The 15,118-nt window shown below is 34.0% G+C and carries 14 protein-coding genes; 7 read left to right on the top strand and 7 right to left on the bottom strand.

The genetic code is table 11. The annotated features are described in order from the left end of the window. Window positions 1-53: 53 nt before the first annotated feature. Window positions 54-1,379, top strand: coding sequence for a diguanylate cyclase (locus tag HY04AAS1_RS08380; protein WP_012514364.1), 1,326 nt, complete (start codon window positions 54-56; stop codon window positions 1,377-1,379). A gap of 15 nt (window positions 1,380-1,394) precedes the next feature. Here HY04AAS1_RS08380 and HY04AAS1_RS06650 read toward each other — a convergent pair whose 3' ends face one another. The 5 genes from HY04AAS1_RS06650 to HY04AAS1_RS08560 form a co-directional block, all read right to left on the bottom strand. After that, a complete protein-coding gene (locus HY04AAS1_RS06650) occupies window positions 1,395-2,027 on the bottom strand; it encodes a nitroreductase family protein (RefSeq protein WP_012514363.1) in 633 nt (210 codons plus the stop codon). Between the two features lies 1 nt (window position 2,028). Continuing rightward, complete coding sequence (locus HY04AAS1_RS06645; RefSeq protein ID WP_012514362.1) at window positions 2,029-3,441, bottom strand: hypothetical protein; 1,413 nt, start codon at window positions 3,439-3,441, stop codon at window positions 2,029-2,031. A gap of 189 nt (window positions 3,442-3,630) precedes the next feature. After that, complete coding sequence (locus tag HY04AAS1_RS06640; RefSeq protein ID WP_012514361.1) at window positions 3,631-4,935, bottom strand: GAF domain-containing protein; 1,305 nt, start codon at window positions 4,933-4,935, stop codon at window positions 3,631-3,633. A 9-nt stretch (window positions 4,936-4,944) separates the two neighbouring features. Continuing rightward, on the bottom strand, window positions 4,945-6,798 hold the full coding sequence (locus tag HY04AAS1_RS06635; RefSeq protein ID WP_337954069.1) for a sensor domain-containing diguanylate cyclase: 1,854 nt from the start codon (window positions 6,796-6,798) through the stop codon (window positions 4,945-4,947). Then, a complete protein-coding gene (locus HY04AAS1_RS08560; protein ID WP_012514359.1) occupies window positions 6,731-7,177 on the bottom strand; it encodes a hypothetical protein in 447 nt (148 codons plus the stop codon). The genes HY04AAS1_RS06635 and HY04AAS1_RS08560 overlap by 68 nt, the downstream gene beginning before the upstream one ends. A 144-nt stretch (window positions 7,178-7,321) precedes the next feature. Here HY04AAS1_RS08560 and HY04AAS1_RS06630 point away from each other — a divergent pair, with 144 nt between their 5' ends. From HY04AAS1_RS06630 to HY04AAS1_RS06620, 3 genes are read left to right on the top strand one after another with little or no spacing between them, the layout of a single operon-like run. Then, on the top strand, window positions 7,322-8,866 hold the full coding sequence (locus HY04AAS1_RS06630) for an ATP-binding protein (RefSeq protein WP_012514358.1): 1,545 nt from the start codon (window positions 7,322-7,324) through the stop codon (window positions 8,864-8,866). 54 nt (window positions 8,867-8,920) lie between these two features. Next, window positions 8,921-9,757, top strand: coding sequence for a family 1 encapsulin nanocompartment shell protein (locus HY04AAS1_RS06625; RefSeq protein WP_012514357.1), 837 nt, complete (start codon window positions 8,921-8,923; stop codon window positions 9,755-9,757). Window positions 9,758-9,768: 11 nt separating this feature from the next. After that, entirely contained in the window at window positions 9,769-10,692 is a 924-nt protein-coding gene (locus HY04AAS1_RS06620; protein WP_012514356.1) for a ferritin-like domain-containing protein, read from the top strand. Here the strand turns inward: HY04AAS1_RS06620 and HY04AAS1_RS06615 are convergent. Next, window positions 10,679-11,005, bottom strand: coding sequence for a rhodanese-like domain-containing protein (locus tag HY04AAS1_RS06615; RefSeq protein ID WP_012514355.1), 327 nt, complete (start codon window positions 11,003-11,005; stop codon window positions 10,679-10,681). The two genes, HY04AAS1_RS06620 and HY04AAS1_RS06615, sit on opposite strands and share 14 nt — an antisense overlap. A 412-nt stretch (window positions 11,006-11,417) precedes the next feature. Continuing rightward, the gene (locus HY04AAS1_RS06610) at window positions 11,418-11,624 is read right to left on the bottom strand and encodes a hypothetical protein (RefSeq protein WP_012514353.1); all 207 of its coding nucleotides are present in this window, start codon (window positions 11,622-11,624) and stop codon (window positions 11,418-11,420) included. Window positions 11,625-11,801: 177 nt separating this feature from the next. Between HY04AAS1_RS06610 and tkt the strand changes: the two genes are divergently transcribed. From tkt to HY04AAS1_RS06595, 3 genes are read left to right on the top strand one after another with little or no spacing between them, the layout of a single operon-like run. Next, a complete protein-coding gene (tkt, locus tag HY04AAS1_RS06605) occupies window positions 11,802-13,766 on the top strand; it encodes a transketolase (RefSeq protein ID WP_012514352.1) in 1,965 nt (654 codons plus the stop codon). Next, the gene (gene hslV, locus HY04AAS1_RS06600; RefSeq protein ID WP_012514351.1) at window positions 13,757-14,302 is read left to right on the top strand and encodes an ATP-dependent protease subunit HslV; all 546 of its coding nucleotides are present in this window, start codon (window positions 13,757-13,759) and stop codon (window positions 14,300-14,302) included. Before tkt ends, hslV begins: the two co-directional genes overlap by 10 nt. Next, window positions 14,299-15,117, top strand: a complete 819-nt coding sequence (locus tag HY04AAS1_RS06595; protein WP_012514350.1) for a glycosyltransferase family 2 protein — start codon at window positions 14,299-14,301, stop codon at window positions 15,115-15,117. Before hslV ends, HY04AAS1_RS06595 begins: the two co-directional genes overlap by 4 nt. Window position 15,118: the final 1 nt, after the last annotated feature.

Below are 15,118 nucleotides of genomic sequence, written 5' to 3'. Positions count from 1 at the left end.
GCATTCAAAATTTTTTACACTTTTACAAAAGTTTATGATATAATAAACATTTTATGAAATCTATCGTTTTAAACAGTTTGTTGGTATTTTCTACTTTGTTAAACATAGGGCTTGTTGTATTTATATTAAAAATATTAAGAAAATCCGAGGATAAAACCTTAGAAAAGCTTTTTAGCATCGGGTTTCCAATACTTATAGTTTCAAAAGATGGTAACATTGTAAAAACTAACGATTTTGCCGCTTCTTTTTATGGAATATCAAAAGAAGAGTTAGAAAATAAAACTGTTTTTGACATAAACACGGCAGGAAAAGAATATCTTATGGAATTTATAAAAAGAGGACTTGAAAACTCTTATCAAAGATGTCTGTTCAAACATAAAACCAAATACGGAGAAAAAGATGTAGAAACCAGTGTAATACCAATAACCTACAAAGGCAAAAAACATCTTCTATGCATAGTAGAAGACATATCAGAGAAGACTCATATAAAAACCGAGCTTGAGTTAAAGGAGGAGTTACTTAAAAATATATATGAAAACGCACAGGTCTGCATATTGATATACGACGAAGAATTCAGGATATTACAAGCCAGTCCATGGTGTTTTAGGCTTTTAGAGTATAAGATAGAAGAGCTTAACGGTAAAAAAATTACAGATATAATAGTAGAAAACAACGAAAGCACTATAAGTGTTTTAAAACCGAGGCCTTATCAAAAAATAGCTGGTGTTTTTACGCTCAAAAGAGCAAACGGCAAACCCATACAAGCAAAATTAATAACATCGGTAATCATTCATCAAGCAAACATGCTAAACATAGCTACAATATACGATATTCAAGAAGAACTAAAGCAAAGAGAAGTGTATAAGGTGCTATCAGAAACAGATGAACTTACAAAAGCCTACAACAGAAGATTCTTTGATGAGATTTTAGATGCTTTAGTAGATGCTTACAAAAACAAAACGGCTCCTTTTTCTCTAATAATATTTGATATAGATGATTTTAAAAAAATAAACGACACCTATGGACACGACGCTGGGGATTTGATACTAAAACGTATATCGGAGCTCGTGAAAGCCAACATAAGACAAGAAGATATTTTTTGTAGGATAGGTGGGGAAGAGTTTGCCATTATACTAAAACAGATAGATATATTTGGAGCGTATGTTGTTTCAGAAAAACTAAGGAAAATAGTAGAAACTACAAACTTCACTTACAAGGACAAAACTATAAAAACCACCATTAGCCTTGGCGTAGCTGAGTTTGGTAAAAACGATACAAAAGAAACCTTGTTTAAAAAAGCCGATAGAGCATTGTATGTATCAAAAACCTCTGGTAAAAACATGAGTTATTTATTTTTTGGAGATTTTATGGAAGTATGAATATACTATTAAAAGCTATAAAAGCTTTACAAAATCTTCAAAAGAGTACCTAAAAGCCCTTGGTAAAAGTTTTTTGTTTTGATCTTTATAGCCTATGGCTATTACCATGGTTATTATCTTATAATCTGGAAGCTTTATAAAATCTCTCAATCTTTTATCATTAAAACCATCCATCGGATGCGCTTCAAAGCCAAAGCATCTAGCAGTTATCATAAAATTCATGGCAAACAAAGAGCTGTCCCTTACAGCTTTTAGCTTGGCTTTTTCTGGTATAACATTGTCCTTAACACCATAGCTATCTACTATAGCACTTTTCACAGCTTCTTTATTTCCCTCAGTTATATAACCAAGCTCTAACCAGCTATTTACTATATCATCAGCATGCTCAATAGCAGCTTTTGGGTTTGCTATTACTATTAGATCAGCTGACGCTTGTTCTACCTTTGGTTGGTTGTTGCATATTTCTTTTAAAATTTGTTTGTTTTCTTTTGTGTACACAAGCACGGCTTCCCAAGGCTGTATGTTGTAAGAAGAAGGAGCCGTTGCAGCTTTATTTATTATATCCTTTAAAACTTCTAAATCTATATCTTTGGTAGAATCAAAAAAGTTTACGGCCCTTCTTCCCAATATAGCATCTATACATTCCATATCACGGTCCTATTTGTCTTAAAAATGCTGGTACCTCTTCGCTTTTAGTCCATCCACATTCTTCAAGCACTTTGTCAACCACTTCTTTGTCATGGCCAGTTTTAGAAACAAGGAAGTTTATAAAATCATCTCTTCTACCCTTAAAAGCCTCTATATCGTATAAAGAAACATCTTGAAATCTTGATGCTATCCTATCTTTTACTATTTTCCAAGCCACTGGATGTTCAAAAAGCTTAAAAGTTTTATCCTTAATAGTGGTCTTCACCGATAAATCTTTTATTTGCTCAAGCCTATCTGGATTTATAACCACTATAGCTTCTGCCATGAGAGGATCAACCGTGTAGAATATGCCAAATAGCTTACCTAATATACGCCTTTGGGTTCTTATTATCAAGTTTAGCTTGTCTTTAACTTCTTTTTCTACTTTATCGTATATAAGCTCATAGTAGTTTAGTTGCTCTAGCTCAAGACCACCTAAATACCTTATGAAATTTGATATATCAACGTAGTGAGCTTCTTCGCTGATAAGCTCTTTTTTAGACTCTTCTTTTAGTTTGCCATAATCAGCAGTAACATCTGTGTGAATAGGTGGCATTATGTGAGTGGTGGCCTCTTGCCAGCCAGACTTTATTAAAATTTGCAAGGCCCCATCTTCGTCTATCTTGTATCTTTCCATGAGTAGCTTCTTAAGACCTTCCCTATCGTTTCTATATTTATCAAGTTCCTCATCGGTTAGATCTATATCTACATACACAAATTTTTCCTTGCCATTTTCATCTTTGGTGATAATATTTTTCCGTCCCTTTATATAGTTTTTAACAAAAGTCCAATCTTCCTCTGTCATTTTTGAATACTCTGGATGCCATAAAATAGACATATCCTCTTCTAGTTCCATATAAGGTAGGTCTTCATACCAAGTGGCTTTGTTTAACCTAAGCTCTATGTTTTCTTCAGAGGCCTTATACTTTTCTTTTACATACTTTATAAATTCCTTCCTTTTGAACCTAAACTTTTCTATCTCATCTAAAGTAAGTTCTGGAAACAAAATCTTTAGTTTATACTTTATAAAATCCCAATTACCAAACAAATTTTGAGGCTCTAAAGCTTCATAACCATAAGGATTTACCTTAAGAAACTCAAGATAATAACCTAAAAATCTCCTTACTCTTGGATCTGTGTTTATTAGCTTTGATATAAAATCTGGATCATAATACTCTATAACGCTTAAAAGTCTAGCTATGTTTATTTTCTTTATATCCTGAGTATGGCATATTTCAAACAAAAACCTCTTTGGAATATCCTTATTTTCACAGTATTGATTTAACACATCCATTTCACTTTTAAGCAAGCTCCTAAAAAAAGCTACTTTCTCCCTAGAAGACAGTTGTTCCTTTAAAATAAGTTTGTCTATCATATGAAACACCTCCTTTAAAATTAAATATAGAGCTTCTATTAGTATAAACAATAAAAGTTTATAAGTATTTTATAAGCGATTGTTATCTATTCATATTCTTATATAACTTTTTTTAAAAAGTGATAAGCAATAGATAACACCATTGTAAACACCGCCAGAAACCACTTAATAGGAAGAAGGTTTATAGAGCTAAATCAATCTTTTGGCTTTTTTCTTCTTTTCTATAAACTCTTTGTATTCTTCTTTTGTAAGCAGGCGATAACCCTCATCCTGAGATACCAAAAGCGCAAATTCTTTTAAAAGCTTTTCCTCCTCGATTTTATTTAAAGCAAAAGAAATGTCTCTTTTTAACTCCTCAAAAATAATCAAAAACTCTTTTTTGAACATAAAAGGTGTGGTTGAATAAACAGTTATTACCGCATAGACTTCTCCACTCTTTTCTACAGGGATAGATAGGGATGAATATATATCTCTTTTTAAAAGCTCGTCTTTCCAAGGTTTCGTAAACTCTGATACTAACGTGTTTTCGTTGATGACAATTTCATTTTCCCTGTAAGTTGTCCCAACCGGACCTCTTCCTTCCGGAACATCTGCTCTTGTGCTTATCACCAAATTATCCACATACCCATCGTCTTTACCACACTTGCATACTGGTTTTATAAACTCTTTATCTTTTTTCCCAATCCATACAAATTTTAAATGATTTTTATCCACAAGGCTTTGGCAGATCTGATTAAATAGCTCCTCTTCCGTTTTTGCAGAAACAATTAAATGGTTGATGTCTTGCAAGCTTTTTACAAGAATTTTATGAATAACGAGATCTCTGAGTATTTTTCCAGATTTAGAATATTCTTTTATCTTGTTGAAATCTTCATTGGAGACTTCTTCTAAATCTAAAAGCCCAATAAGTTTATTTATATTGTCCTTATTCTTTTCGTAAAACTCTTCTGATATCAAAAAATAGTGACCTACATCCAAATCTAACTTTTCTATGATTTTTAGATTGTCCTTGATATCTTGTCCCAATTCGTCATAATAATCTTTATAAAAAATCCCTATATCTGCTTTTTCGTTAAGAAGAAACTCCATCATATCATCAAAAGAATCAAGGAGAATAACCTCTTTATCATAAAGATTTAGTTTGTCTAAAATATAAAAAGCTATTGCTTTATCTGGAATGGATACGGTTTTTACATTTTGATAGTTTATATCTTTTCCTTTTAATCCAATAACCAAAAAAACATCGTTTTTGTTTTTAAACCTACCGATAAGTTTGTAATGTTTTTCTAAAAGCAGCAATGAAATATCAAAACTTGCATAATAGATATCTGGTTTAAAGTCATCTATAGAGCACAAAGCCTCTTCTTCGCTAAAGTTTTTAAAAGGCTTAAGCTCTACTTCTTGACCAAAGATTTCCTTTATCTTTTTAGCTATGTTAAGCCATTTGTCAAGTCCTTGTTGTGTATCATGGGGACAAACCCTAAAGTCAATCATAGACCACTCCTACAATACTACCACCCTGTTCCTTCCAGTTCTTTTGGCCTCGTAAAGAGCATTATCAACACGTTTTAAAAGCGTTTCTTTTGTATCGGGCTTTTCTAACGACACCACGCCAAAAGAGCAAGTTACGTTGATCCCTTCTTCAAAATGAAGATTTCTTATAAGACTTCTTAGTTTTTCAGCTAATATTTTGGCATCTTCTTTTGTAGTCTCTGGAGCTACAATGATAAACTCCTCACCGCCGTATCTTGCAAAGATATCGGTATTTCTTATGTTCTCTGATACCACTTTTGAAATAGCTATCAGCACCTTATCACCCACATCGTGACCAAAAGTATCGTTTATATGCTTGAAAAAATCTATATCAAACATAATAACACTAAGTGGTCTTTCGTATCTTTTTGCCAAATTTACATGCCTTTCTAATTTATCTTTAAGATACCTTCTGTTGTAAATTCCTGTAAGAGTATCTTCAATGGATTGTTTTAACAATAGCTCAGACAACTCTTTTTCCTTGGTAATATCAACAAATGTGAAAACAGCGTTGTCTTTGTTTTCAGGATTTCTGATAAAATCTAAAGTCCCTTTTACAAAAAGTATTTTATTGTCTTTTTTAAAAACATGGAACTCCTGTGAAAGTATAGGCATTTTGTTTGCAAAAGCATCTATAAGGTCTTTTACATGAATAGGTGATAATATATCAAATATGGTTAAAGCTTTTAGCTCATCAAAATCGTATCCTAAAAGCTCAAAAAAGTAGTCATTTGCATAATAAACACCATCCATATCAAATACCAAAACGCCTATCTTGGTATTCTGGATGATACTTTTAACAAGCTTGTTCTGATAATCTAATTTTTTCTTTAGTTCTATGGTATTTAGCGTATGCTCTATTTTATCTTTCAAATTTAGCAAGATTTCTTGATACTCATCGAAGTAATTTTCTTTTTTGGAGTATAGCCTGATAGAACCGTATGTATCACCATTTTTTAATATATGTATGATATAAGAGGATAAAGATTCTCCTATGTCCTCAAGGCGTGTCTTTGATGAAGATATCGTATCATCGGTGCCCTTGTGCCTTATCAATATACATACATCTTTAAACATATCCTCTTTTTCAAGCACATCTAAAAGCTTTTCAAAAAATATATCTTCGTTATCAGATGTAATGCCAAGATTTTCTATCTCTTTAAATATCTCCAAGACTCTTCTTGTTCTCTCTTCTTTTGTAATATCGTTTATTATTGAAAGTAAGTAAGTTTTGCCATTTAGACGAACAGGGGATGAATAAACTTCCACATCTCTTATCTCGCCAGATTTTAATCTGTGCTTAAACTTAAAGAAGTTTAGCTCTTTATGTTTTGCTTTGTGAACAAGTTCTTTCATCTTTTCTTCGCCAAGTATGTTTATATCCCAATTTTTCAAAGACGTAATCTCTTCTTTGGTATAACCATAAAACATAAGGGCTGCTTTGTTTGCATCCACTATAGAATAAGTATCTATATCCACAAAAAGCATGGGTATACTGTGTCCTTCAAAAAATGTCTTGTAAAATTCATTTTGATCTTTTAACTTGTGAAGAGCTACGGTTGTTATTATCAAGATGCCTAGATATTCTATATTCCAGTATATATCGTAAAGATTGTCGATATCACCTTGTTCTATAAGCTTGTAAAAATATTTAGCTGCACAATGAATCCTCTCGTGAGCTTTGTGAAGCTCTTTTTTTATATCATCTTCTACTGCTGCATTTTCTATAAGATCGTATCCAGGACAAGCGCGAGCGTCAAAAGTTATGGGGGGGGGGGGGGGGGGGGGGGGGAGTAAGTTCAATAAAACCTTTTGTGATGGCATCTTTAAGTTCTTTGCTTGATCTAAGAAACCCTGACATTACATCTTCGGCATAAAGCATTGATTCCAAAAGCTCAAAGTTTTCTAAATAACTGATTGCATGATATCTTGAGAGTATATTTCTTAGTTTTTTGAAGAAAAACACTATCTTAGCGTAGGATTCTTTTGTGAAGGGATTCTTTTCATAAAAACTCTCAACCACGTCGTTTTTAATATCCTCTATGATATGCTTTAAATAAGCCAAATGGACTTTATCATAAGCCTCTTTTGCTATGTTTTTTATAGCATCCTCGTCCACTGCACCGGTTTTTAGGTAATTTTCCCAAAGGGCTTTTATAGTTCTAATATATATAGTATCGTTATCATATTTATTATCGCTCATCTGACTACGCCTTCAAAAATTGCATGCATAAATACATATCTTCTCCATACCTTTATTTTAACATAATGTAGGGGTTTTTGATAATAATTTCAGCTATGAGGTTAATTTATCATTTTAGATTATAATATTTTAAAGGCAGGTTATATGAAATATTTACCTATTGGCATACAAACGTTTGAGAAAATAAGAAACAGCAACTACTATTATGTAGACAAGACAATGTTTGTTAAAAAATTAGAAAATGGTGGGTATTATTTTCTATCTCGCCCAAGAAGGTTTGGTAAATCCCTTTTTCTTGACACACTAAAAGAAGCCTTTTCTGGCAACAAAGAACTTTTTAAAGGGCTTTATCTATACGATAATTGGGATTGGGAGAAAAAATACCCGGTGGTAAAAATAAGCTTTGCAAGTGGAAATATAAGAACTTCAGATATTTTATTGGATCTAATGACATCTCAAGTAAATAGGATATCAGAAAAAGAACAGATAAACTTAAAAGAAAAGCGTCCAAGCCAAATGTTTTTAGAACTTATCCAAAAACTATACGAAAAATACACTCAAAAAGTAGTAGTACTAATAGATGAATACGATAAACCGATATTGGATGCTATAGAAAATATCGAGATAGCAAGAGAAAATAGAGAGATACTTAAAGATTTTTATTCGGTGTTAAAAGATGCTGATCCTTATCTAAAACTTGTATTCCTAACAGGTGTATCAAGATTTTCGAAAGTATCAATCTTTAGTGGATTAAACCAGCTTCAAGATATCACTTTAAATGAAGAGTTTTCAACAGTATGCGGTTATACCCAATCTGAGCTTGAAAGTGTGTTTTCCGATAGACTAAAGGATTTTGATAAAGAAAAGATAAAACAGTGGTACAACGGCTATGCTTGGCTTGGAGAGAGCGTTTACAATCCTTTTGATATACTCCTTCTTTTTTCAGAAAAAAGGTTTAGAGCCTTTTGGTTTGAGACAGGAACACCTACATTTCTTATTAAGATGTTTATGAAAAACAGATACTACATCCCAGAGCTTGAGAACCTTGAAGTAGGAGATGAGATTTTATCAAACCTTGATGTGGATAACATAAAGATAGAAAATCTTTTGTTTCAAGCTGGTTATCTTACAATAAAAGAGTTTTTAGAAGAAGATGGGGTGTATATACTATCTTATCCAAACTTAGAAGTAAGAAAAAGTTTAAACAACGCTCTTCTTATATATTTAGATTTTGATGCTAGTAGGATAACCAAAACAGAGCTTAATATAAAGCAAATTCTTAAAGAGAAAGATATAGACAAACTAAAAGATGCTATATACACATTTTTTGCCAGCATACCCCATGATTGGTATAGGAAAAACGATATAGCATCATACGAGGGTTTTTACGCATCTATTGTGTATGCTCTTTTTAACGGAGCAGGGCTAAATGTGATAGCAGAAGACAACACCAACAAAGGCCAGATAGATTTAAGTGTCTTTAACCAGGACAGCGTTTATATAATAGAGTTTAAAGTGGTAGAAGACAAAGAAGAAGGAAAAGCTTTAAAACAGATAAAAGAAAAAAGGTATTATGAAAAGTATAAGAGCAAATATAATGATATATACCTAATAGGAATAGAGTTTAGCAAAAAAGATAAAAACATTGTGGGTTTTGAGTGGGGGAAAGTTTCAACTTTTTACATTTAACTCATACACAAAATAATAAATTTGGGTTATAATCTTAAAGAGGAGGATAAAATCATGAACTTTTTGCATAGAGAAGAAAGCCCACTAACAGCTCAAGAGTGGCAAACAATAGACAACATCGTGGTAAATACCGCTAGAAACCACTTAGTAGGTAGAAGGTTTATAGAGCTAACCCAAGCTCTCGATCCAGCTATTCAATCGGTGGCCTACGATACTATACCAAGCTTAGATAATGGAGCTTGTGGGCTTTTTGGGGACAAAGAATGCGGTATAGCCAAAATAAAATCAAGAAAATTTTTACCTATCCCCCAGATTTACAAAGACTTTAAGATACACTGGAGAGACATAGAAACCAGTAGAAAATTAAATATACCCTTGGATGTAAGCGTAGTGGCTTTGGCAACAAGAGAAGTGGCTTTGGCAGAGGATAGGTTTATATTCCATGGAGATAGCGAGATTGGGTATCCTGGGCTTTTAAATGTAGAAGGAAGAAGTATAATTAAAAACAAAAACTTTGACGAGGAAGGCGGTATATTTAAAACAGCTTTAGCTTGCGTGGAAACGCTGGTAGAAAAAGGTTTTAGCAAGAACTTAGCCTATATTTTAAATCCAAAAGACTATACAAAGGCTTTTAGGATATATGGGAACAGCGGTGTACTGGAAATAACGCATATAAAAGAACTTTTTGATGTAGGAGTTTTCACAAGCCATGCTGTTGATGAGGGTAAAACCATAGCGGTTGCCACTGGTGTTGAAAATATGGATATATTTTTAGTACAAGATATGATAAGCGCTTTTATAGATTATGAGAATATGGATTATTACTTTAGAGTGTTTGAGATTTTGGCTTTTAGAATAAAAAATCCATCAGCGGTAGTCACTACAGAATAAGGAAGGCATTTATGGATAACAAAACAATCGTAGAATACCTAAATTACAACATAAGCTTAGAGCATTCTGCTATTATCCAATACTTATTTCACGCTTACACAATAAACGATGAAGGCTTAGAAAACAAACTCGAAGAGATAGCAAGAGAGGAGATGAAACACCTTCGCATGTTTGCCCATAAAGTAGTAGAGCTTAACGGTATACCAGCTATAGACAAAAGGGCCCAAGTATTTTTGGAAGCCCCTACGCTTCAAGATTTGCTTGAGCTTGATATAGAAGCTGAGAGCATGGCCATAGAAGAGTATTCAAAACAACTAAGCAATATAGAAGATAAAAGCATAAAAAAGATATTTGAAAGGATTATAGATGATGAAAACTCACATCTACATATTTTCAAAGATCTTCAGAAAAAGGTATTAGAAACATCAAAAGAGTTTGGGGAAAATCCTATTTTAGATGAAAACAAACTAAAGATAGTAAGCACATTAAATACATTTTTGCAAAAACAATATCAGACTATATTAGAAACCTTATATCAGTCTTTTGTAACAAGACACAAAGATATGTCTTTGAGCGATGAGTTAGAACAAAGAGCTATAGATAAAATGAAACATATGGGCTGGATAGCCGAAGAGATATCAGAAAAAGGTCAAAAACCAAACTTTTCTTTGCCAAACAATGTAAACATGCTTGAAAATAAAGATGAGATAATAGCCTATCAGATAAAAGATCAAGAAACAGCTTCCAATCAAATAAAAGCTATAGAAAGTGGTGTAGAAGATTCCGATCTAAAATGGATTTTAGATAGAATATCAAGAAGAGAGATACACTATAAAGACTTAGAAGCTTTCTTAGAAAATCCAAAAACAAAAGAAGAAGATATAGCAAAAGTTGTAAATGCTCTAACGGTGGGAAGTTTATTTAAGAAACATTGAGTTTATCATCTTCTAACAATCCCTTTAATCCTCCTTCTATATTAAAAGCTTTAAAACCTAAACTATTTAACATATCTACCACATATTTACTTTTATTGCCACTGTTACAAACTACAAAATATTCCTTTGATTTATCTAACATATACTCTAAATTTTCGTTATCTACAATCTCATCAAAAGGAATATAAATATACCCTTCACAACAAAACATATCCATCACTTTATCCAAATCAAATTCTTTCTTATCAATTCTTACATCTAAAAGAATCTTAGTGTGCATAGCATTTTTTATATCTCCTAAGTGCCTCCGCATGCTCCTTAGCGTAGAAATGCGCCATAGTCGCTCTAGTGTGCTTTAGCATTTCTCTCTTCTCATGAGTTTCATTGTCTTTTCTTTAGCTCCGAAATGCGGTTTTACCGCTCTAGTGTGCTCATAGCCGTTCTCTGAACTCATGAGTGCGCCTCCGAGACCGTGGCATACTTGTCATGTTCCTTAACGTCGAAACGCGCCACAGTCGCTCTAGTGTGCTTTAGCATTTCTCTCTTCTCATGAGTTTCATTGTCTTTTCTTTAGCTCCGAAATGCGGTTTTACCGCTCTAGTGTGCTTTAGCATTTCTTACCTCGTATATACATGTTCTTTAATCAACCCAAAACAAATATGTCCGCAGGGCCAAAGACCCGCGGATTATAAAATTAAATAGAGGAGGGAGGTGGCTAATTACAATTAATCTTCTGAGTCTTCTTTAGAATTGTCCTCAGAATTGTCCTCTTGTTTGTTTTCATCTTCAGCCAAAAGATAGGATTGGTGAGCAGCTTTGGCTGAAACGCCAGTTTCCTTGTGAGTTTGTGAGGCTTGGGCAGTTGCCCCAATAAACAAGACAGCTCCTAAGAGAGCCAACATCCTTGGTGCAGATACGATAAGGTTTCTCATAACACTTACCTCCTTTTGAAATATAAAAAAATATAAAATTGTCAAGTGAAATTTTAATGAAAAGATAAAATTTTTATAAAAATATCAAATTATATTTACTTTGCACATTTTATAATCCCACATTGCTAATGTCTTGTTTAAAAGCTTATATAAAAAATTTGGTTTATAATAAGAAGTATGAACATAGATGAGCTTGTAATAAACAGCATTAGATTTTTAAGTATAGATGCCGTAGAAAAAGCCAATTCAGGACACCCCGGTATGCCCCTTGGCACAGCGCATATAGGATATATACTCTTCGATAAGATTTTAAGATACAACCCAGAAAACCCCAAATGGGTAAATAGAGATAGGTTTGTACTTTCCAATGGGCATGGTTCCATGCTTCTTTATTCGCTGCTATACCTTTATGGGTTTGATCTTACACTTGAAGATATTAAAAACTTTAGGCAATTAGGAAGTAAAACCCCAGGACACCCAGAAAGCTTTCTTACAAAAGGAGTAGAAGCCACCACAGGACCCCTTGGACAGGGTATAGCAAACGCCGTAGGTATGGCGATAGAGCAAAAACATCTTGGGGCTATATGCAACAAACTTGATGAGCCTATACTGAACTATAAAGTCTTTTGCATGGTAGGAGACGGGGATTTGATGGAAGGGATCTCCTATGAAGCAGCAGCTTTGGCAGGGCATCTAAACCTTGACAATCTTTTTATTATCTGGGATAACAACCGCATTACTATAGATGGAGATACAAGCTTAGCTTGGGGTGAAGATGTGCTAAAGCGTTTTGAAAACGCAGGTTTTACCGTAAGACACATAGAAGATGGATACGATATCGAGCTTTTAGAAAAGACTATAAAAGAGCTTTTAACAAATCAATCAAAACCGGTGTTTTTATCGGTAAGAACTCATATAGGTTATAAAAGCATAAAACAAGACAGCGCCGAAGCTCACGGATCTCCTCTTGGCAAAGAAGCTATAGCAAAATTAAGGGAAAGCCTAAACTGGCCCTATGAGCCTTTCCACATACCCCAAGAAGTGTTGGATTACACGAGAAGAAAAGTAGAAGAAGGAAAAGTCTTAGAGCAAAAATGGCAAGAAAAGCTGTCAAAATACAAAGAAACTCATAAAGATGTTGTAGATATCTTGACAAAGAATATAAATTTAGAAAACGTAATATCACACATACCAAGGTTTACAGAAGATATGGCCACAAGACAAGCCTCCGGTAAGGTTTTAAATGCTATAGCACCACATATGCCAACGCTTTTTGGTGGTTCAGCAGATTTACACGAATCAAACAACACCTATATTCACAACGAAGGGGATTTTGAAGCCACAAACTACTACGGAAGAAACATCCATTTTGGCATAAGAGAACATGTGATGGGAGCTATAGCCAACGGCATGGCTTACGGTGGCATCACAACCCCATATGTAGCAACGTTTTTGATATTTTCAGATTATATGAGACCAAGTATAAGAGTAGCCGCTCTTTCAAAGCTACATGTGATATACATATTCACCCACGATTCTATAGGCTTAGGAGAAGATGGACCAACCCATCAACCAGTAGAACACATACCATCTTTGAGGCTAATACCAAACCTATGGGTGATGCGCCCTTGCGATGCCAACGAAACCGCTTACTGCTGGGAGCTTGCTTTAAGAAGAAAAGACGGCCCAGTAGCTCTTATACTATCTCGTCAAAAGCTAAAAACTTTAGATAGGACAAAGTATGCCAAAGAAAATATGGCAAAATACGGAGCATACGTGCTTTCTGGTGCTCCAAATCAAGAATTTACCATAATAGCATCAGGGTCTGAAGTAGGATTGGCTTTGGCTCTTCAAGACAAACTTGCCGAAAACGGCATACAGTCTACTGTGGTAAGCGCTCCTTGTTTAGAGCTTTTTGAAATGCAAGATGAAGCTTATAAAAACGAGGTTATTCCAAAAAATACAAAACATGTAGTTATAGAAGCTGCCAAAGGAGATATTTGGTATAAGTATGTAAACAAAGACGCCCTTGTAATATCTATGGAAACCTTTGGCAAATCTGGAAAAGGCCCAGATGTTATGAAACACTTTGGTTTTCACGAAGAATATATATATCAAAAAGTAAAAGAAAAATGGATGTAAAAGATAAACTCCTTCATGCTACCACTGTAATAGCTGTTAGAAAAAATGGCCAAACGGCCATTGGAAGCGATGGGCAAGTAACACTTGGTTCTCAAATACTAAAACACAGTGCAAAAAAGACTAGAAGACTTCATAAAGGCACTGTACTTGTGGGCTTTGCAGGTGGTGCAGCAGATGGGCTTGCTCTCATGGAGAGGCTTGAAGGTAAGTTAGAAGAGCACAGAGGAAACCTAGCAAGGGCGTCTGTGGAACTTGCCAAAGAATGGCGCACCGATAGATATTTAAGAAGATTAGAAGCGGTTTTGATAGCTTGTGATAAAGAAAGTATGTTTTTGCTCTCTGGCAATGGGGATGTTATAGAACCAGATGAGCCGATCTTGGCCACAGGTTCTGGAGGAGATTTTGCAAGAAGTGCCGCCAAAGCCCTATACTATCACACCGACAAAAGCGCCGAAGAGATAGTAAAAATATCTCTTGATATAGCATCTGATATATGTGTTTATACCAACAAACACTTTAGCATAGAGCTGTTGTGAAATGTATAAGTGTAGTTATACCCTCTTACAACGCTTCTAAGTTTTTATTAAAAGCCATAAACTCTGTAAAAAATCAAACATACTTTCCAAAAGAGCTTATAGTAATAGACGATGGATCTACTGACAACACAAAAGAGCTTTTAAAAGATATAAAACTACCCTTTGATTTTAGGCTTTTAACAAACGAAAAAAACAAAGGAAGAAGCTACTCAAGAAACTTAGGGGTAAAAGAAAGCGCTTGTGATTTTGTAGCGTTTTTGGATGCAGACGATATATACTTTCCTCACCATCTTGAAGAGCTTTCAAAAGAAAAAGGGGATTTGATTTACTCTATTCCAAGAACATTTATAGATGAAGAAGATAAGATAATAAGGGTATCGAAAAAAGCTTACCCTGATCTAAAAAGCATTATACTTGGGGGAATGGTAGGATATCCTTCTGGTATCATGGTAAGAAAAGAACGTTTTTTGGCTTTTAACGAAAGCCTTCACCAACGAGAAGACTGGGAGCTATTTTTAAGATATTACAAAAAAGGCCTTGATATAAAGATCATCGATAAAAATACCGTAGGGATAAGAGAGCACGGCAAAAGAACAAGCCGGTCAAAAGAGTATTTTTACTATACGATGAAGGTTTATGAGATGCACAAAGACATCGCCGATGCAAATATGTATCTTAGTATATCTGAAACTGCCTTCAGGTTCAAAGAGAAGGCTTTGGGTTTTGAGTTTTTAATAAAAGCTCTAAAACAAAATCCAAAAGCTTTAGATATTAGAAGACTTTGGAATATAATAAAAAGAATACCAAAAGTATAAT

The organism is Hydrogenobaculum sp. Y04AAS1, from assembly GCF_000020785.1.
Lineage (GTDB): Bacteria > Aquificota > Aquificia > Aquificales > Aquificaceae > Hydrogenobaculum.
Note: the sequence above shows the minus strand (reverse complement) of the source record. Positions and strands in the feature narration are given on the sequence as shown.

Coding starts and splice junctions, on each gene's coding strand:
- HY04AAS1_RS08380 (WP_012514364.1), top strand. CDS start 54: ATGAAATCTATCGTTTTAAACAGTTTGTTGGTATTTTCTACTTTGTTA.
- HY04AAS1_RS06650 (WP_012514363.1), bottom strand. CDS start 2,027: ATGGAATGTATAGATGCTATATTGGGAAGAAGGGCCGTAAACTTTTTT.
- HY04AAS1_RS06645 (WP_012514362.1), bottom strand. CDS start 3,441: ATGATAGACAAACTTATTTTAAAGGAACAACTGTCTTCTAGGGAGAAA.
- HY04AAS1_RS06640 (WP_012514361.1), bottom strand. CDS start 4,935: ATGATTGACTTTAGGGTTTGTCCCCATGATACACAACAAGGACTTGAC.
- HY04AAS1_RS06635 (WP_337954069.1), bottom strand. CDS start 6,798: ATGCCATCACAAAAGGTTTTATTGAACTTACTCCCCCCCCCCCCCCCC.
- HY04AAS1_RS08560 (WP_012514359.1), bottom strand. CDS start 7,177: ATGAGCGATAATAAATATGATAACGATACTATATATATTAGAACTATA.
- HY04AAS1_RS06630 (WP_012514358.1), top strand. CDS start 7,322: ATGAAATATTTACCTATTGGCATACAAACGTTTGAGAAAATAAGAAAC.
- HY04AAS1_RS06625 (WP_012514357.1), top strand. CDS start 8,921: ATGAACTTTTTGCATAGAGAAGAAAGCCCACTAACAGCTCAAGAGTGG.
- HY04AAS1_RS06620 (WP_012514356.1), top strand. CDS start 9,769: ATGGATAACAAAACAATCGTAGAATACCTAAATTACAACATAAGCTTA.
- HY04AAS1_RS06615 (WP_012514355.1), bottom strand. CDS start 11,005: ATGCGGAGGCACTTAGGAGATATAAAAAATGCTATGCACACTAAGATT.
- HY04AAS1_RS06610 (WP_012514353.1), bottom strand. CDS start 11,624: ATGAGAAACCTTATCGTATCTGCACCAAGGATGTTGGCTCTCTTAGGA.
- tkt (WP_012514352.1), top strand. CDS start 11,802: ATGAACATAGATGAGCTTGTAATAAACAGCATTAGATTTTTAAGTATA.
- hslV (WP_012514351.1), top strand. CDS start 13,757: ATGGATGTAAAAGATAAACTCCTTCATGCTACCACTGTAATAGCTGTT.